General features: G+C 66.7%; 15 protein-coding genes. 13 read left to right on the forward strand and 2 right to left on the reverse strand.

Translation table 11 applies throughout. The features are described 5' to 3' along the window. Positions 1-2 precede the first annotated feature (2 nt). The 5 genes from C8J43_RS14705 (at position 3) to C8J43_RS14725 (ending at position 6,375) form a co-directional block, all read left to right on the forward strand. A complete protein-coding gene (locus tag C8J43_RS14705; protein WP_243645589.1) occupies positions 3-1,409 on the forward strand; it encodes a tetratricopeptide repeat protein in 1,407 nt (468 codons plus the stop codon). 353 nt (positions 1,410-1,762) lie between these two features. Then, positions 1,763-2,695, forward strand: coding sequence for a 4-(cytidine 5'-diphospho)-2-C-methyl-D-erythritol kinase (locus C8J43_RS14710; protein ID WP_133031579.1), 933 nt, complete (start codon positions 1,763-1,765; stop codon positions 2,693-2,695). Positions 2,696-3,328: 633 nt separating this feature from the next. Beyond that, on the forward strand, positions 3,329-4,402 hold the full coding sequence (gene recA / locus C8J43_RS14715) for a recombinase RecA (protein WP_056047175.1): 1,074 nt from the start codon (positions 3,329-3,331) through the stop codon (positions 4,400-4,402). A gap of 298 nt (positions 4,403-4,700) precedes the next feature. Then, positions 4,701-5,723 carry a methyltransferase domain-containing protein gene (locus C8J43_RS14720; RefSeq protein WP_243645590.1) on the forward strand — a complete coding sequence of 341 codons (1,023 nt, stop codon included), beginning with the start codon at positions 4,701-4,703 and terminating at the stop codon, positions 5,721-5,723. A gap of 16 nt (positions 5,724-5,739) precedes the next feature. Beyond that, a complete protein-coding gene (locus C8J43_RS14725) occupies positions 5,740-6,375 on the forward strand; it encodes a glutathione S-transferase (RefSeq protein WP_133031580.1) in 636 nt (211 codons plus the stop codon). Between the two features lie 153 nt (positions 6,376-6,528). On the opposite strand, the gene C8J43_RS14730 is transcribed toward C8J43_RS14725, so the two are convergent. Further along, positions 6,529-7,866, reverse strand: coding sequence for a dicarboxylate/amino acid:cation symporter (locus C8J43_RS14730; RefSeq protein WP_107953686.1), 1,338 nt, complete (start codon positions 7,864-7,866; stop codon positions 6,529-6,531). Between the two features lie 71 nt (positions 7,867-7,937). Here C8J43_RS14730 and C8J43_RS14735 point away from each other — a divergent pair, with 71 nt between their 5' ends. Beyond that, positions 7,938-9,218: a Xaa-Pro peptidase family protein gene (locus C8J43_RS14735; RefSeq protein WP_133031581.1), complete on the forward strand. Its 1,281-nt coding sequence runs from the start codon at positions 7,938-7,940 to the stop codon at positions 9,216-9,218. A 352-nt stretch (positions 9,219-9,570) separates the two neighbouring features. Further along, positions 9,571-12,222 (forward strand): alanine--tRNA ligase, encoded by a 2,652-nt coding sequence (gene alaS, locus C8J43_RS14740; RefSeq protein ID WP_133031582.1) that lies wholly within the window; start codon positions 9,571-9,573, stop codon positions 12,220-12,222. 293 nt (positions 12,223-12,515) lie between these two features. Here the strand turns inward: alaS and C8J43_RS14745 are convergent, their stop codons facing one another. Next, complete coding sequence (locus C8J43_RS14745; protein WP_133031583.1) at positions 12,516-14,156, reverse strand: thiamine pyrophosphate-binding protein; 1,641 nt, start codon at positions 14,154-14,156, stop codon at positions 12,516-12,518. A gap of 104 nt (positions 14,157-14,260) precedes the next feature. On the opposite strand from C8J43_RS14745, the gene C8J43_RS14750 reads away from it, so the two are divergent. The 6 genes from C8J43_RS14750 (at position 14,261) to C8J43_RS14775 (ending at position 18,431) form a co-directional block, all read left to right on the forward strand. Continuing rightward, positions 14,261-14,971 (forward strand): CoA transferase subunit A, encoded by a 711-nt coding sequence (locus C8J43_RS14750; protein ID WP_133031584.1) that lies wholly within the window; start codon positions 14,261-14,263, stop codon positions 14,969-14,971. A 185-nt stretch (positions 14,972-15,156) separates the two neighbouring features. Further along, positions 15,157-15,903: an HAD family acid phosphatase gene (locus C8J43_RS14755; protein WP_243645631.1), complete on the forward strand. Its 747-nt coding sequence runs from the start codon at positions 15,157-15,159 to the stop codon at positions 15,901-15,903. Beyond that, complete coding sequence (locus tag C8J43_RS14760) at positions 15,903-16,211, forward strand: DUF5076 domain-containing protein (protein WP_165899641.1); 309 nt, start codon at positions 15,903-15,905, stop codon at positions 16,209-16,211. Before C8J43_RS14755 ends, C8J43_RS14760 begins: the two co-directional genes overlap by 1 nt. Next, positions 16,211-16,846: a 3-oxoacid CoA-transferase subunit B gene (locus tag C8J43_RS14765; protein ID WP_133031587.1), complete on the forward strand. Its 636-nt coding sequence runs from the start codon at positions 16,211-16,213 to the stop codon at positions 16,844-16,846. Before C8J43_RS14760 ends, C8J43_RS14765 begins: the two co-directional genes overlap by 1 nt. Further along, a complete protein-coding gene (locus C8J43_RS14770) occupies positions 16,846-17,529 on the forward strand; it encodes a glutathione S-transferase family protein (protein ID WP_133031588.1) in 684 nt (227 codons plus the stop codon). The genes C8J43_RS14765 and C8J43_RS14770 overlap by 1 nt, the downstream gene beginning before the upstream one ends. Continuing rightward, a complete protein-coding gene (locus tag C8J43_RS14775) occupies positions 17,529-18,431 on the forward strand; it encodes an alpha/beta hydrolase (RefSeq protein ID WP_133031589.1) in 903 nt (300 codons plus the stop codon). The genes C8J43_RS14770 and C8J43_RS14775 overlap by 1 nt, the downstream gene beginning before the upstream one ends. The last annotated feature ends 194 nt before the right edge of the window (positions 18,432-18,625 follow it).

Raw genomic sequence — 18,625 nt, forward strand, 5'->3', positions numbered from 1 at the left:
CATTGCTCGCGCTCGGTCTCGTCCTGGCGACCCCCGCCATGGCCGGGCCGGGTGATCTGTCCGCCTATCTGACGGCGCGCGCGGCCGACGCTGCCGGCGAGACGAGCCTGGCCGCCGCCAGCTATGCGAAGGTGCTGGCGGCTGCACCCGACGACCCCGTCGTCGCGATCCGCGCCTATCGTGAGGCGCTGGAAGCTGGCGACGTGCCGCTCGCCACCCGCGCCGTCGCAGTGCTGAACAAGGCCGGTGTCGCCCCCGCCGACGCCGCGCTGATCCCGCTCGCCGATGCCGCGCGACGGAACGATGCGAAGGCCGCCGGCGCAGCGATTGCGACGCTGTCGAGCGGCCCCCTCGTAGTCCTTGCGCCCTCGCTCCACGCCTGGGTCGCACAGGCCGAAGGTCGCGATCCCGAACCCTCGCTAGCGACCGCAGCGAAGGATCCCGTCGCCAACCGCTTCGCCACCGAAACCCGCGTGCTGATCGCCGCGGCACCGCGCAAGCAACCGCTGTCGATCGGCGTCTCGCGCCTGCTCGCCCGCCTCGCCAGCGACCTCAGCGCAGGCGAACCCTCGCCGCTGTCAATCGCGCTCTCCCAGGCAGCCCTGCGCGCAGACCCCAGCTACGACGCGGCGCGCGTCCTCCTCGCCGACGCGCTCGCCCGCAACAAGCTGGTCGACCGCGCGCTCGTCGTGCTCGACGGCGTCGACGCCAAGAGCCCGTCCGCACCGGCCGCCGCCGCCGAACGCATCGACATCCTCGCCACCGCCGACCGCAACGGCGAAGCGCTCGCCGCCGCCAAGAACCGCGTCGACCAGACGGGTTCGGCGCCCGCCGACTGGCAACGCTACGCCGACCTGCTGTTGACCACCGGCAACCCCGCCGAAGCCGCGACCTGGTACCAGCGCATCATCGCCGCCGACGGTGCAAGGGGCGGCAGCTGGGGCAATTGGCTGCAATATGGCGGCGCGCTCGATCAGGCCGGCCGCTGGCCCGAAGCGCGCGACGCACTGGAAAAAGCCGTCGCCCGCGGCCCAGCGCAACCGCTCGCGCTCAACTATCTCGGTTTTGCGCAAGTCGAGCATGGCGACGACATCCCCGCCTCGATCAAGCTGCTCGAACGCGCCAGCCGGATCGATCCCACCAACGCCTCGATCACCGACTCGCTCGGCTGGGCCTATCACCTCTCCGGCAACACCGCGCGCGCGCTCCCGCTGCTCGAAACCGCTGCGCAGGCCGAACCCACCAACGCCGAAATCGCCGACCACCTCGGCGACGCCTATTGGAGCACCGGCCGAAACTACGAAGCGCGCTACGCCTGGCGCGCCGCCTTGCTGACCGCCGAACCCGCCGACACGGCGCGCATAACCGCCAAGATCGCCAACGGCCTGCCGCCGAAAGCCCGCCGCTAAAATTCATCTCCCGCCGGGAGAGGGAAGGCCTCGCAGGTGTGGGGACGGCAAGGCGAGTTGATGACAAAGTGGCCGTTTTGCGAGATCGTCACCAAATTTCGAGCCGAATTCCGAGCGCCGAACGAGCCGTAAAAGTGATCGTGACAACGCCCAAAACTGGCGAGGTGCGCGGCACCTCACCTCCCCCGTCATCCTGACGAAAGTCAGGATCCAGAGTAACAATAGATGCCATGCTTGGCTCTGGATCCTGACGTTCGTCAGGATGACGGCCGCTGGAGGACAGGCCGCTAAAGTTGCCAGCGCCCACCCATCGGCTAAGCCATGCCCAAACCAGCCAAACCTCGAGACTGACAATGCCCGCCATCACCGAACCCGCCCCCGCCAAGATCAACCTGGCCCTGCACGTCCGCCGCCGCCGTCCCGACGGCTACCACGATCTCGAAACGCTCTTCGCCTTCGCCACCGACGGCGACCTGGTCACGGTAGAACCCGCCCAAACCAACAGCTTCACCATAACCGGCCCCTTCGCCGCGGCCCTCCTCCCCGCCCAAAACGCCACCCCGACCCCCAATACCCCCCCGGCGAAGGCCGGGGCCCAATTGGGGACCGACAATGACGAAGCACCCCGCTCGTCCGGCGCCGCCCCCTGGCAGGGCAACCTCGTAACCTCCGCAGCGGACGCCTTCACCACCGCCTTCGCCCCAGAAACCCACCACGCCATAACCCTGGAAAAGCACCTCCCCATCGCCTCAGGCATAGGCGGAGGCTCAGCCGATGCCGCCGCCACGCTCCGAGCGCTGGCCCGCCTCCACGGCGTACCCCCAACCGAACCCCGCCTCCACGAAATCGCCGCAAAGCTTGGCGCCGACGTCCCCGCCTGCCTCGCCAACCGCATCACGCTAGGCACCGGCAAGGGCGACATCCTCACCACCCTCGAAGGCCTGTCCGGCACCCCCGTCCTGCTCGTGAACCCAGGCGTCGCGGTCTCCACCGCCGCGGTCTTCAAGACTTGGGACGGCCACGACCGAGGCCCAATCCCCGAAGGCAATCTCCTCGACCGTGCAAAAGCCGGCCGCAACGACCTCGAGCCCCCCGCGCTGGCCCTCGCCCCCGTAATCGCCGAAGTCCGCACGCTCCTCGACGCAGCCCAAGGCACCCTCCTGTCGAGAATGTCCGGCTCCGGCGCTACCTGCTTCGCCCTGTTCGAAACCCCCGAAGCCAGAGACACCGCCGCCACCGCCGCCCAAGCCAAAGGCTGGTGGACGCTCGCAACGAAGCTCGCCTGATCGATCGATAGGCGGCGGCACCTTTGAGACGGGGCGTCACAGCGCCGCCACCGCCCGTCGTCCTGACGAAAGTCAGGATCCAGAGCCGCAAACGAACTGCCCGTCATAGACACCCTTCAAACTTTAGATCAGTCGGCCGTCAAAACCCTGCATCCAAACAACCCGAACCAATCTCGACCTAAGCGCCCACACCGCCGATCCCGTCCCTCGTCGGTCATCCCGAACGTGTTCGGCATTATCTCCCACAACAAAAGCACCTTCCCGGCGAAGGCCGGAGCCCAGTTGGGAAACGCTCCTGACGACAGCCGCACGCCGTCACGCCAACCTCTCCACCTGGACCCCGGCCCCCGCCGGGGAGGTGCACTTGCCCGAATCGTGTCCGCACCGAACGTCTTCCAACGCCTGCACTCCACGAACTCGCGAACGCGTGGCCCGGAGCTTCGGGCATGCAGACCCGGCAGATGCTAGAATGACGCTGTCCTCGCGGCCAAATGGTTCTGCACGACGCCACCGCCGCAAATTTCCCGCAACAAACCTACCGTTCCCCACTTGTTCCAAAAGAACAAAGAGAATACATGGTGTTTGACGCGTTGAATGGCACGCGCGCTTGCTTTAGCGATGGGAGCATATTCGATGGCCGCTAATCTGAAAGTGATCGACACCGGCATGGCAACCGCAACCAACGACCGGCAGAAGGCGCTCGACGCCGCGCTCGCGCAGATCGACCGCGCCTTCGGCAAGGGCTCGGCAATGCGCCTGGGCTCCAAGGAAACCATGCAGGTCGAGGTCATCTCGACTGGCTCGCTTGGGCTCGACATCGCGCTCGGCGTCGGCGGCCTGCCGCGCGGCCGCGTGATCGAGATCTACGGTCCGGAAAGCTCGGGCAAGACCACGCTCGCGCTCCACGTGATCGCCGAAGCGCAGAAGGGCGGCGGCACCGCGGCGTTCGTCGATGCCGAGCACGCGCTCGACCCGGTCTACGCCAAGAAGCTCGGCGTCAATATCGACGAACTGATCGTCTCGCAGCCCGACACCGGCGAGCAGGCGCTCGAGATCGTCGACACGCTCGTCCGCTCGAACGCGATCGACGTGCTCGTGGTCGACTCGGTTGCAGCACTCGTGCCGCGTGCCGAAATCGAAGGCGAGATGGGCGACAGCCATGTCGGCCTTCAGGCCCGTCTCATGTCGCAGTCGCTGCGCAAGCTCACCGGCTCGATCAGCCGCTCGCGCTGCATGGTGATCTTCATCAACCAGCTCCGCATGAAGATCGGCGTCATGTACGGCAACCCCGAGACGACGACCGGCGGCAACGCGCTGAAGTTCTACGCCTCGGTCCGCCTCGACATCCGCCGCATCGGCGCGATCAAGGCCGGCGAAGAGGTGACGGGCAACCAAACGCGCGTCAAAGTCGTCAAGAACAAGGTCGCGCCGCCGTTTAAGCAGGTCGAGTTCGACATCATGTACGGGCAGGGCGTCTCCAAGCTCGGCGAGATCCTCGATCTTGGCGTAAAGGCGGGCTTGGTCGAAAAGTCTGGCGCCTGGTTCAGCTACGACAGCGTCCGCCTCGGCCAGGGCCGCGAGAACTCGAAGACGTTCCTCAAGGACAACCCCGAAACCGCCGACCGCCTCGAAAAGCAGATCCGCGCGCGCACGGACAAGGTAGCCGAGGAAATGATGGCCGGCCCCGAAGAAGGCGACGACGCCTAACCCCACTTTCCCTCTCCCTCAGGGGAGAGGGAGGGACCCATTGCCTCCGCAATGGGAGGGGGCACGCGGGACATGATGCGTAGTGCATGGATCATCCTGCCGAGCATATACACGGCCGATGGTTCACACGCGTGGTAAACTAACACCGCGCCAATCTACCCACGGCACCACCCCGGCGAAGGCCGGGGCCCAATTGGTATGACCCCGCAAATAGAGTCCTGTGCCAAGCCAAGCCTTGTCGGATCATCAACTCCGTGTTTGACGACGCGCCCCTACACCCTTGATATCTCGCACTCCCTTGTTCTCCCGCGAAGGCGGGAGCCCAGTCTGGATCCCCGCCTCCGCGGGGCAACAAGGAAGAGCAGCGCGCCAGGCTCGGGAAACCCTCGAAATCTCGCAACACCAAACCCACGCCAGCGTCTACACTTCCTATACTTCACTCCAAACCACCGCCCCGAAACACAACCAAAAAGCACCCCAGCCCATGACCACCGCCTACGACTGGACCGGCAGAATAGGCGATGTCTGGGCCGCGGAATGGCGCCGAACCGACCGCAGCTTCACCAACCTGACCCCGCATTTGAACGCCGCGATCCTGTCCGCCGCCGCCCCCCAAACCCGCAAGATTATCGACATAGGCTGCGGCGCCGGAGCAACCTCACTGGCCACCGCGCAAGCGCTCCCAATTGCACGGATAACCGGCATAGATCTCTCACCAAACCTGATCGAGATCGCCAAACACCGCGCCAAAACCCAAGCCAACGCCAGCTTCGAATGCGCGGACATCACCGCCGCCGCCCCGAACCACGCCCCAATCGACCTCTACGTCTCCCGCCACGGCGTCATGTTCTTCGCAGACCCCGTCGCCGCCTTCACCACTTTGGCCGAAGCCGCCGCTCCAGACGCAACGCTCGTCTTCTCCTGCTTCGCCGACCGCGCTGCCAACCGCTGGGCCACCGAAATCATCACCGCGACCGGCGGCAATGCAGACGCTCCGGCAAGCACCGCACCCGGCCCCTTCACCTTCGCCGATCCAACCTACGTCGCGAGCATCCTCGAAAAATCCGGCTGGCACGTCGCGGCACCCGAGCGTGTCGAATTCGCCTACCGGGCAGGGGAGGGCGCCGCCCCCGTAGCCGACGCAGTCGACTATTTCCGCCGCATCGGCCCCGCAGCATCCGCCATTCGCGACGCGGCCCCCGAGGAACGCGAGCGCCACATCGCGCGTCTCACCCAGGTCTGCGACCGGTACAGAAGCGGCGACACGGTGGAATTCCCCGCCGCCGCCTGGATCTGGACCGCGCGCAAATCGTCCGAATAAAAACAGGGGGTTCAGCATGATCATCGTCCACCACCTCGAAAACTCGCGATCGCAGCGGATCCTGTGGATGCTCGAGGAACTCGGCCTCCCCTACGCAATCAAGCGCTACGAGCGGAACAAGGCAACGATGCTCGCCCCGCCCGAACTCAAGCAGGTCCACCCGCTCGGCAAGTCGCCGGTGATCGAGGATGCCGATGTTCAGGGTGGTCAGGTGGTCGCCGAAACGGGCGCGATCGTCGAATATCTCGTCGACAAGGCGGACGGCAAGCTCGGCGCCCCCGCCAACCGCGCCGACGCGCTGCGCTACCGCTTCTGGCTCCACTATGCGGAGGGCTCGATGATGCCGCCGCTGCTGCTGAAGCTGGTCCTCGCGCGCATCCCGATCCTGGGGAAGGCGGCGACCAAGAAGATCCAGCCGATGATCGACGTGCACCTCGACTATGTCGAATCCGAACTGTCGCAGCGCCCCTGGTTCGCCGGTGCCGAGATGACCGCCGCCGACATCATGATGAGCTTTCCCCTCCAGGCCGCCCGCAGCCGCGGTGGCCTCAACGAGTCCCGTCCCGCGACGATCGCGTGGCTGGCAAAGGTCCACGCGCGGCCGGCGTATCAGGCGGGGCTCAAGAAAGGTGGGCCTTACGCCTACGCCTGACCCGCTGCGATAGGGTCCGAGTCTACCCAACCACTCCGTCATCCTGGGCTCGACCCAGGATCCAGAGCCGCAAACACTGGCGCTCGTGGCTCTGGATCCCAGCGTTCGCTGGGATGACGGAACAGTGGTGCGACGCTTCGTGCAAGCGTCGACTCAAACCTGCCCCGGCCCGATCTTCTCATAGCTGTCCACGTCCACCTTCGGCCCGTGCCCGGTCGGCGCATGCGGAAAGTCCCGATCAGCCGGCTCGCGCTCATCGAGCCCACCCTCCCATTTCGCCACCACGGTCGCCGCCACGGCATTCCCGATCACGTTCGTCGCCGACCGCCCCATGTCGAGGAAGTGATCCACCGCCAGGATCAGCAGGATTCCCGCCTCCGGGATCTTGAACATCGACAGCGTCCCCGCGATCACTACCAGCGATGCGCGAGGGACCCCCGCAATGCCCTTCGACGTCACCATCAGCACCAGCAGCATCGCGATCTGCTGCCCGATCGGCATGTGGATACCGTACGCCTGCGCGATGAACAGCGACGCGAACGTCATGTACATCATCGACCCGTCGAGATTGAACGAATAGCCCAGCGGCAACACGAAGCTAGCGATCCGCGGGGGCACGCCGAACCGGTCGAGCGCCTCCAGCGTCCGCGGATACGCCGCCTCCGACGATGCCGCCGAGAACGCCAGGATCAGCGGATCGCGGATATACCGCACCAGCAACCGCGTCCGCGGCCCGATCAACAGGAACGCGATCCCGATCAGCATCGCCCACAGCAGCGCGAGCCCGATATAGAAGCTCAGCATGAAATAGCCGAGCTGGCCGAGGATCGTCGGCCCCCGCTCGGCGAGCGTCGCGGTCACCGCCGCGAACACCGCGAACGGCGCGAACCGCATCACGTAATTGGTGATCTGGAGCATCACCGCGACCAGCGCTTCGATCGCCTTTACGAGCGGCGCGGCCTTCTCGCCGACCGCGGTGATCGCGACGCCGACGAATACCGAGAACACGACGATCTGGAGGATCTCGTTGCCCGCCATCGCCGCGATCATCGAATCGGGGACGATATGCGTGATGAACTTGGCGAGATCGAACGCCGCGCGGTCGACGCCGCTAGACGCGGTGGCCGGCGGGATCGCGAGTGCGAGTCCGACACCCGGCTGCAACACGTTGACGAGGATCAGGCCCAGGGTGAGCGACAACAGGCTCGCACAGATGAACCAGCCAAGGCTCCTAAGGCCCACCCGCCCGAGCGCGCCGGTATCGCCCATATGCGCGATGCCCACGACCAGCGTCGAGAACACCAAAGGCGCGATGATCATCTTGATCAGCCGCAGGAACAGCGTCGTCACGATCGAGAAGTAGCCGGCGATGTCCTTCAGCCGTTCGGCGGACTCGGCCGTGCCGTCGTCGATCGACGCGTTCAGAATCCAGCCGACGACCATCCCCGCGACGAGGCCGAACAAGATGTAATAGGTTAGCCGCTTGGCCATTAATCGCTCCCGAGAATTGCCGACAGGGAAGGGGATTGCGGCGCCCGGGTCAAGGACCCTATCGTCCGGCGATGTCGACCGCACGCCACAAGCCCGCCTTCAGCCCCTCGCGTCGCGACCTGCTGAGCCTCGCCATCGCGGCGCCGTTGCTGTCGACCAGCGCGATCCTCCGCGCCGCCGAACCCGACCTGTCGGCACTGTCCGACATCACCGGCGGCACCAGGCCGATCGACGCCACCGAACGCGCCGCGCGGCTGGTCCGTGCGCAATCGCTGATGAAGGCGGCTGGCATCGGCGCGGTGCTGATCGAGCCGGGATCGTCGATGATCTACTTCACCGGCGTCCGCTGGCACACGAGCGAGCGGCTGACGCTGGCGATCCTGCCGGTCGAGGGCGAACCGTGCATCGTCACGCCGTTCTTCGAGGAACCGTCGGTGCGCGAGACGCTCGCGGTCCCCGCCGAGGTCCGCGTGTGGCAGGAGGACGAGAACCCGCTCGCCGTGGTCGCGGGCTTCCTGCGCGACCGCAAGCTCGCCGTGCGGCCGATCGGGCTTGAGGCGGAGGTGCGCTACTTCGCCTATGCCGGGCTCGCGCGCGTGTTGCCCGGGGCGAAGATCGTGTCCGCCGACCCGGTCGTCCGCGCCTGCCGGATGATCAAGACCCCCGCCGAGATCGCGCTGATGCAGGCGGCGACCGAGGTCACGCTGGCGGCGTATCGCTGGACGAAGCCGCGTGTCGAGAAGGGCATGACCGGCCCCCAGATCGGAACGCTGATGAACGCAGCGACCGAGAAACTCGGCGGCGCGCCCGAGTTCGCGCTCGCACTGATCGGCGAGGCGTCCGCCTATCCGCACGGCAGCCGCGAGATCCACCGCGTCGCCGACGGCCAGGTCGTGCTGATGGACTGCGGCTGCACCGTGCAGGGCTATCAGTCCGACATCTCGCGCACCTGGGTCCACGGCGCGGCAACCGCCGACCAGCGCAAGACGTGGGACCAGGTCGCACGTGGCCAGCAGATCGCATTCGCCGCCGCCAAGATCGGCGCACACGCCGGCAGCATCGACGACGCGGTCCGCCGGCATTACGAAACGCTCGGCTACGGGCCGGGGTACAAGCTCCCCGGCCTGTCGCATCGCACCGGCCACGGCATCGGCATGGACGGCCACGAACCGGTCAACCTCGTCCGCGGCGAGATGACCAGGCTGGCGGCGGGGATGTGCTTCTCCGACGAGCCGGGCATCTACATTCCCGGGAGGTACGGCGTGCGGATCGAGGATTGCTTCCACATGACGGATACGGGCCCGAAATGGTTCAGCGAGCCGCCCAAGTCGCTGGATGCGCCTTTGGGGTAGTGCCTCCAACGAGGCAGTCACGCTCACCGCGCACTCCACCACCCCGGCGAAGGCCGGGGCCCAATTGGGGGACGGCGGTAACGAGATGTTGCGCTCCGTTATTCCGACCTTTCCAATTGGGCCCCGGCCTCCGCCGGGGTGGTGGCACCCGCGAGGTGGTGGCCCGCGCCGTGGGTGGTGACTCGTACCGAACGGCAGCTCTTACCTTCCTTGTTCTCCCGCGAAGGCGGGAGCCCAGTCTGGGTCCCCGCCTTCGCGGGGAAACAAGCTATCTTCGTTTCAATCGGATACGTCCGCACCTCCTTACACACCTCACTTGAGCGAACCGCCCCGCTCGCCTAAGTCCCCGCGCATGACATCGACGAACGACATCCGCCGCGGCTTCCTCGACTATTTCGGATCGCAGGGGCACCAGATCGTGCCCTCCGCGCCGCTCGTGCCGCAGAACGACCCGACGCTGATGTTCGTCAACGCCGGGATGGTGCCGTTCAAGAACTTCTTCACAGGCCTCGAATCGCGCCCCTACACCACCGCGACCTCGTCGCAGAAATGCGTCCGCGCCGGCGGCAAGCACAATGATCTCGACAATGTCGGCTACACCGCGCGCCATCACACCTTCTTCGAAATGCTCGGCAATTTTTCGTTCGGCGATTATTTCAAGGAACAGGCGATCGTTCACGCCTGGACCCTGCTCACCCGCGAATGGGGCCTGTCGCCCGACAAGTTGACCGCCACCGTCTACCACACCGACGACGAGGCGTTCGACCTCTGGAAGAAGATCGCCGGCCTCCCCGATCACCGCATCATCCGCATCCCGACCAAGGACAATTTCTGGTCGATGGGCGACAACGGGCCGTGCGGGCCGTGCTCCGAGATCTTCTACGACCACGGCGACCATATCTTCGGTGGCCCTCCCGGCAGCGCCGACGAGGACGGCGATCGCTTCGTCGAGATCTGGAACCTCGTGTTCATGCAGTATGAGCAAGAGAATGCCGAGATCGTCGGCAACCTGCCCAAGCCGTCGATCGACACCGGCATGGGGCTCGAGCGCATCGCCGCGGTCATGCAGGGCGTCACCGACAATTACGACACCGACACGTTCAAGGCGCTAATCGCCGCGTCGGGCGCACTGACGCACACCGCAACCGACGGCGCCAACACCGCCAGCCACCGCGTGATCGCCGATCACCTGCGCACCGCGGGATTCTTGATCGCGGACGGCGTGCTGCCCGCGAGCGAGGGCCGCGGCTATGTCCTGCGCCGGATCATGCGCCGCGCAATGCGCCACGCGCACATCCTCGGCGCCAAGCAGCCGCTGATGCACCGGCTCGTCCCCGCGCTCGTCACCGAGATGGGCGCCGCCTATCCCGAACTGTCGCGCGCGCGACCGCTGATCGAGGCGACGTTGGAGCAGGAGGAAACGCGCTTCCGCCAGACGCTCGACAAGGGGCTGAAGCTGCTCGACGAAGCGACCACCGGGATGACCGACGGCACGCTGGCCGGCGACGTCGCGTTCAAGCTCTACGACACCTACGGCTTCCCGTACGACCTGACCGAGGACGCGCTGCGCGAACGCAACATCGCGGTCGACCGCGAAGGCTTCGACACCGCGATGGCCGAGCAGAAGCGCGCCGCCCGCGCCGCCTGGAAGGGCTCGGGCGCGAAGGCCTCGGACGACATCTGGTTCGACATCGTCGAGCAGACCGGCGGCACCGAATTCCTCGGCTACGCGTCGGATACGGGCGAGGGCGAGGTCGTCGCTTTGGTCAAGGACGGCGCCCGCGTCGACCACGCCACCACTGGCGACACCGTCGCGATCGTCGTCAACCAGACGCCCTTCTACGGCGAAAGCGGCGGCCAGGTCGGCGATGCGGGCCACATCTCGAACGACAGCGGCCTGCGCGCGAACGTCACCGAGACGTCGAAGCAGCTCGGCCGCGTGTTCGTCCACCATGCGATCGTCGACGCCGGCGAGATCAAGGTCGGCGACCCGGTCAAGCTCCAGATCGACGTTGCGCGCCGCGCACAAATCCGCGCGAACCACTCCGCGACGCATCTGCTGCACGAGGCCCTCCGCGAACGCCTCGGCACGCACGTCGCACAGAAGGGCAGCCTCGTCGCGCCCGATCGCCTGCGCTTCGACTTCTCGCAGCCAGTCGCGATGACCCCCGCCGACATCGCGCAGGTCGAGGCCGACGTGAACGCGCAGGTCCGCGGCAACGGCGCGGTGACGACGCTGCTGATGACCCCCGACGACGCGATCGCGATGGGCGCGATGGCACTGTTCGGCGAGAAATACGGCGACGAAGTCCGCGTCGTGTCGATGGGCTCGACGGAGGACGGCACCTATTCGATCGAGCTGTGCGGGGGCACGCACGTCAACGCGCTCGGCGACATCGGCCTGTTCAAGGTCGTCGGCGAAGGCGCAGTCTCCAGCGGCATCCGCCGTGTCGAAGCGCTTACCGGCGAAGCGGCGCGCGCTTATCTGACCAGCCGCGACGATCGCCTCCGCGAAGCCGCAGCAGTCCTGAAGTCGACCCCCGACGAGGTTCCGGCGCGCGTCGCGTCGCTGCTCGAAGACCGCCGCCGGCTCGAACGCGAACTTGCCGACGCGAAGAAGGCGCTTGCGCTCGGCGGTGGTGGTTCGGGCGAAGCGGCCGGCCCCGAACAGATCGGCGGCGTCGCGTTCATCGGCCAGGTGCTCAACGACTTCGAAGCCAAGGGCCTGCGCGGCGCAGTCGACGAAGCCAAGCAGCGCCTCGGCTCGGGCATCGCGGTAATGGTCGCGATCAAAGACGGCCGCGCCTCGGTCGCGGTCGGCGTGACGGCGGACTTGGTCGCCAGCCACAACGCGGTCGACCTGCTCAAGATTGCGGTGGCGACGCTGGGCGGGCAGGGCGGTGGCGGCCGTCCCGACATGGCGCAGGGCGGTGGTCCCGATGGTGACAAGGCCGCGGACGCCGTCGCGGCCGTCCGGGCTAAGCTCGAAACGATGGGCGGCTGAAACTCACCTACGTCGCACACTAACCGCAAGCAATGTTCCCCCGCGGACGCGGGGGCCCAGCTGAATACCGCTAGCTACCTTGGCTCCTGGGCCCCCGCCTTCGCGGGGGAACAGGCTGCGCTGATGAAGTCGCCCGCTACGCCTACCTCCACCCCGGCGAAGGCCGGGGCCCAATTGGCAAGGCCGATATAACGGAGGCTCGTCCCTCGTTACCACCGTCCCCCAATTGGGCCCCGGCCTCCGCCGGGGTGGTGCTCGTGTGTTGGGTAAGTGGTTCGAGCGGGAAACGAGGCTCAGCCCCCACGCACCTTCGACAGCGTAGTCCCCGCAGTAATCGCCTCGATATCCGTCACCAGGTGCAACATCCGCACCCCGCCACGCCCCATCGCCCGGTCCAAAGCCCCCGCAAAATCCTCAGTCCGCTCGACCGTCTCGGCCCAACACCCATAAGCCCGCCCCAGCGCGGCAAAGTCCGGGTTCCGCAACCCAGTCCCCGAAACCCGCCCCGGATATTCCCGCTCCTGATGCATCCGGATCGTCCCGTACCCACCATTATCCACCACCAGCACCAGCATGTCCGCACCATGCGCAACCGCAGTCGCCAGTTCCTGCCCGTTCATCAGGAAGCACCCGTCGCCCGCCAGCGCCACGACCGTCCGCTCGGGATGCCGCAACGACGCCGCAACCGCCGCCGGTACGCCATACCCCATCGCCCCGGCAGTCGGCGCGAGCTGCGTCCCCGGCCCGGCATACGCCCAGTACCGATGCCACCAGCCCGAGTAATTCCCCGCGCCGTTGCAGATGATCGCATCCGCCGGCAGCCGCTCGCGCATCGCCGCGACACACGGCCCAAGGTCCATGACCAGATCCCGCGGCGCCGGCGTCGACCATGCAACCCACTCCGCATGCGCCTCCTGTCCGGAAGTGCGCGGCGGCAGGTCGACCACCAGCAACGCCTCCGCAAACTCCGCCATCCCCGCACATACCGCCACATCCGCGCGGTAGGCCCGATGCAGCTCGTCCGGATCGGGATGCACATGGATCAGCCGCTGCCCCGGATGATCCGGCGTGATCAGCGCATACCCATCGGTCGTTGCCTCCCCCAGCCGCGGCCCGACGATAAGCAGCAGATCTGCCGCCTTAACCCGCTCGACCAGCGTCGGATTGGGCCCATACCCCAGGTTTCCAGCCCACACCGGGCAGTCGTTCGGAATAGCATCCTGCCGCCGAAACGCCGCTGCCACCGGAATGCCGTTACGATCCGCCCAGGTCGAGAACGCCCCCGACGCCGCCACATCCCAGCCCGCCCCGCCAACGATCGCCACTGGCCGCTCGGCCGTCGTTAGCAAATCCGCGAGCAAGTCCATCGTATCGGCGTCACAGCCTTGCGCGACCCGCTCGACCCGCGGCCGATCGACCGCATCGACGACATCGAGCAGCATGTCCTCAGGCAACGCCAGCACCACCGGCCCCGGCCGCCCCGACATCGCCGTCGCATAGGCGCGCGCGACATATTCCGGGATCCGCCGCGCATCGTCGATCCGCGCCGCCCACTTGGCGATCGGCGCGAACATCGCCTGGAAATCGATCTCCTGAAACGCCTCGCGGTCACGCGTCCCGCGGTCGATATCGCCCACGAACAGGATCATCGGCTGAGAGTCCTGCATTGCGACGTGCACGCCGATCGACGCGTTGGTCGCGCCCGGCCCGCGCGTCACGAACGCCACCCCCGGCCGGTGCGTCAGCGTCCCATCCGCGCACGCCATGAACCCGACGCCGCCCTCCTGCCGGCACACGACGAGGTCGATCGCGGGCGTATCGTGCAGCGCGTCGAGTACCGCCAGGAAGCTCTCCCCCGGCACCGTGAAGACGCGGTCGCACCCTTGTGCGATGAGTTGATCCACCAGAATGCGGCCGCCGGTACGCTGGGTCATGCAAATCTCCTCGCCGCATCCTAGCCGGGCGGCGCGCGCGAAGTCGAGGCGTTGCCGTCGCTGCCGCCGCGCTTTATGCGAGATGAAAGACCTGAGGAGGATGCATGGCGAACAAGCGCTACACCGATGCGGCAACGGCACTCGAAGGCGTGCTGTTCGACGGCATGACGATCTGCGCGGGCGGGTTCGGGCTGTGCGGCATCCCCGAGCGGCTGATCGACGCGATCGAGGCGTCTGGCGTAAAGGACCTCACGATCGCCAGCAACAATGCCGGGATCGACGGGCAGGGGTTGGGGAAACTGCTCCGCTCGCGCCAGGTGAAGAAGATGATCTCGTCCTATGTCGGCGAGAACAAGGAATTCGAGCGGCAATATCTCAGCGGCGAACTCGAGGTCGAATTCTGCCCGCAGGGCACGCTCGCCGAACGCTGCCGGGCAGGGGGGGCTGGCATCCCCGGCTTCTACACCAAGACCGGCGTCGGCACGCAGGTCGCCGAGGGCAAGGAAACCAAGGTCTTCGACGGCCAGGAATACATCCTCGAACGCGGCATCCGCGCCGATCTCGCGATCATCAAAGGCTGGAAGGCGGACGAAAGCGGCAACCTCATCTTCCGCAAGACCGCACGCAACTTCAACCAGCCGATGGCCACCGCGGGCAAGATCTGTGTCGCCGAGGTCGAGGAGATCGTCCCTGTGGGCAGCCTCGATCCCGACACGATCCACCTGCCGGGGATCTACGTGAAGCGGATGATCGTCGGCGCGCCGTACGACAAGCAGATCGAGTTCCGCACCGTCCGCGAGCGCGCGACGGCATGAACGCTCTGCCGCTCTCCTGCGAACGCAGGAGTCCAGGGTCACGGGTGCTGCGGGTGGTATCCTGGGCCCCTGCGTTCGCAGGGGCACTGGCTCTACAGGGATGCGTCAGCGTGTCAGCGCCGACGTCGATAGCGTCTTCGCCAAGCATTGCCGCCCCCGTCACCGTCGACGGCGTCCCCGCAGGCATGCAGTATCTTTACGCCTCGGGCGAAGCCGCAGCAGTCAGCATCCAGTCCTGGAACGCGCTCGTCGGCTATGTCCGCGCGCAACGCACACCAAACTCCGTCGTCCTCGCCCAAGGCGCCTCGCTCGCCGTCCCCACCTGGACCACCTGCGGCACCAAGCCAAAAGCCGCCGTGTTCGACGTCGACGAAACAGTGCTCCTCAATCTCGGCTTCGAATACGACGCATCCTCTGGCCAAGCATGGTCCGATCCCCGCTGGCAGGAGTGGGAGCGCACCGGCGTCAAGCAGGTCGCCCCCGTCCCCGGCGCGCTCGCCGCGCTCACCCAACTCCGCGCGATGGGCGTCACGGTGATCTTCAACACCAACCGCTCCGCCGCCAACGCCGCCCAGACTGAGGCCACGATCGAAGCTGCGGGCCTCGGCCCCGCGCGCCACGGCGAAACGCTGTTCCTCGCCGGCGACGACGCGATGGGCTCGAAGAAGGACGGCCGCCGTGCGACGATCGCCGCGAAATACTGCGTCGTCGCGATGGGTGGCGACCAGCTCGGCGACTTCAGCGACCTGTTCAACGCCGGCCAGACCCCAGCCGCCCGCCGCGCAACAGTCCAGTCGCCCGCGATTGCCGCGAAATGGGGAGCAGGGTGGTTCGTCCTCCCCAATCCGGTCTACGGCACCGCGCTGAAAGGCAACCGCGACGAGGTATTCCCGCCAGCAGTCCGCTGGGTCCCGACAGGAGGCGCACGCTGATGGCCGACCATCCCAACGCGATCGCACTCGACAAGGGCGCGCAACTCACCAGCGAATCGGTCGAGGTCGCGCGGATCTGGATCACCAATGGCGCGGGCAGCAACGTGCTGATCGACGCGGGCATTCTCGAGGATCCGACCGTGTTCGGCTACCTTCTCGCCGACACGATCCGCCACGCCGCGCGCGCCTATGCGGGCACCTGGGGCCTCGACGAGGATGCCGCGTTGCAGGCGATCGTCGACGGCGTCAGCACCGAGCTCCGCGAACAATTCACGACCATCACCACCATCCAGGAAGGAATGCACTGATGCCCTGGGACCGTAACCAGATGGCCGCGCGCGCGGCGCAGGAACTGAAGGACGGCTATTACGTCAATCTCGGCATCGGCATCCCGACGCTGGTCGCGAACAACATTCCCGAGGGCATGACTGTCACACTCCAGTCGGAAAACGGCATGCTCGGGATCGGCCCGTTTCCGTATGCGGGTGAAGAGGACGCCGATCTGATCAACGCTGGCAAGCAGACGATCAGCGAACTCCCTTCGTCGGTCTATTTCAGCTCGTCGGACAGCTTCGCGATGATCCGCGGCGGGCATATCGACCTGACGGTGCTCGGCGCGATGGAGGTCAGCGAAGGCGGCGACATCGCCAACTGGATGATCCCGGGCAAGATGATCAAGGGCATGGGCGGCGCGATGGACCTCGTCGCGGGCGTCAAGCAGATCATCGTCGTGATGGACCATACCGCCAAGGACGGCACACCGAAGTTCATCCCGTCGTGCACGCTGCCGCTGACCGGCAAGAACGTCGTCGACATGATCGTCACCGATCTGGCCGTGTTCCAGCGTTCCGATCACGACAGCCCGTTCAAGCTCGTCGAGATGGCGCCGGGCGTCACTGCGGACGAGATCGCCGCGAAGACCACCGCGCGCTACACCGCCTGATGCGCTACACCCTCGTCACCGCGAACCGCAATTACTCGAGCTGGTCGCTGCGCCCCTGGGTCCTGATGAAGGCGCTCGGCATCGACTTCGAGGACCGGATCGAGCCGTTCCTGGAGCCGGTGAATTACGAAGCGTTCCGCGCCTTCTCACCGACCGGGCAGGTGCCGGTGCTGATCGACGGCGAGCGGACGGTGTGGGATTCGCTCGGCATCGTCCTCTATCTCGCCGAGCGCCACGACGGCGTCTGGCCGATCGACGCCGACGCACGCGCGTGGGCGATCTGCGCGACCGCCGAAATGCATGGCGGGTTCTCCGCGCTCCGCAACGAGCGCACGATGAACGTCGGCGTCCGAGTCGATGCTGCGCCCGGTAGCGACGCGCTCGACCGCGACGTTGCGCGGATCGCCGAACTCTGGAGCGAGGGACTCGATCGGTTCGGCGGCCCCTGGCTTGCCGGCGCAGAGTTCACTGCCGTCGATGCGTTCTACGCCCCGGTCGCGTTCCGAGTCCGGACCTACGGGATCGACGTCGGTGCGGCAGGTCTGGCCTGGGTCGAGCGGGTCATCGCGCACCCGGCGATGCGCGAATGGGAAGCGACCGCGCTCGCCGAGACATGGCGCGAGGAAAGCCACGAGGCCGACCTCCTCACCTGCGGATCGATCACCGCGGACTTCCGCCGCTGATGCGCCGCGCCGCGATTATTGTTGCGATCATCGTGATCCTGATCGCGGGCGCGGCGTTCACCGCAGGCCCCGGTACGCTCAGCATCCTCGACGGCGTGATGGGCGGCGGACGCGGGACGGCGCGCATCCGCGAGGGTGTCCCGTTCGGCACGCACGGCCAGAAGCTCGACGTCTGGCGCCCATCCGGCGGCGCGAAGACCGGCCTGCCGGTGCTGATCTTCTGGTACGGCGGCGGCTGGGTCCACGGCTCGCGCGGCGCCTATGCGTTTGCGGCGCGTGCCTATGCGAAGGCGGGCTACGTCGTCGTCATGCCCGACTACCGCAAAGTGCCGGACGTCCGCTTCCCCGCCTTCCTCCAGGACGGCGCCGAAGCGGTGAAATGGACCCGCGACCACATCGCGCAGTCGGGTGGCGACCCGAACCGGATCGCCGTCGCCGGCCATTCCGCTGGCGCCTACACCGTCGCGATGCTGACGCTCGACCAGCGCTGGCTAAAGGCGGAGGGCGTCGACCCGCACATCATCAAGGCCGCGGTCGGCCTGTGCGGGCCGTACGACTTTTACCCCTTCACCGCCAAGCGAGCGATCGACGCGATGCAGGGCGCCGCCGACCCGGTGATGACCCAGCCGATCCACTTCGCGCGGCCGGACGCCCCGCCGATGCTGCTGATCACCGCCGGTGACGACACGCAGGTAAAGCCGCACAACGCGATCAACCTCACCGCGCGGCTGAAGGCACTCGGCGCGCCGGTGACGCATATCGACTATCCCGGTTTGAGTCACGAGAACGTTGCGATGGCGCTATCGAAACCGTTCCGCGGGAAAGCGCCGGTGCTCGCCGACAGCGTCGCGTTCCTGAACCGCGTGCTGGACGCATCGGCGAGCGTACCCGCCGTCCGCTAAGAATTTCGATAGTTCGCACGTCACGCCATATCGGATGCGATACTATTGGAATCTCTGATTCTGTTGTTGTGAGAGAGATCCTTAATGCTCCTGTAATGCTTCATAATGGACGCTGTCGTCGTTGACGATAGTAACCGAAGAGTCCGACCTTGCAGATGGCGCTGGAACGTCGGGAGAGGATCCGTAATCTTTGC

Source organism: Sphingomonas sp. PP-CE-1G-424 (genome assembly GCF_004341085.1).
GTDB lineage: Bacteria > Pseudomonadota > Alphaproteobacteria > Sphingomonadales > Sphingomonadaceae > Sphingomonas.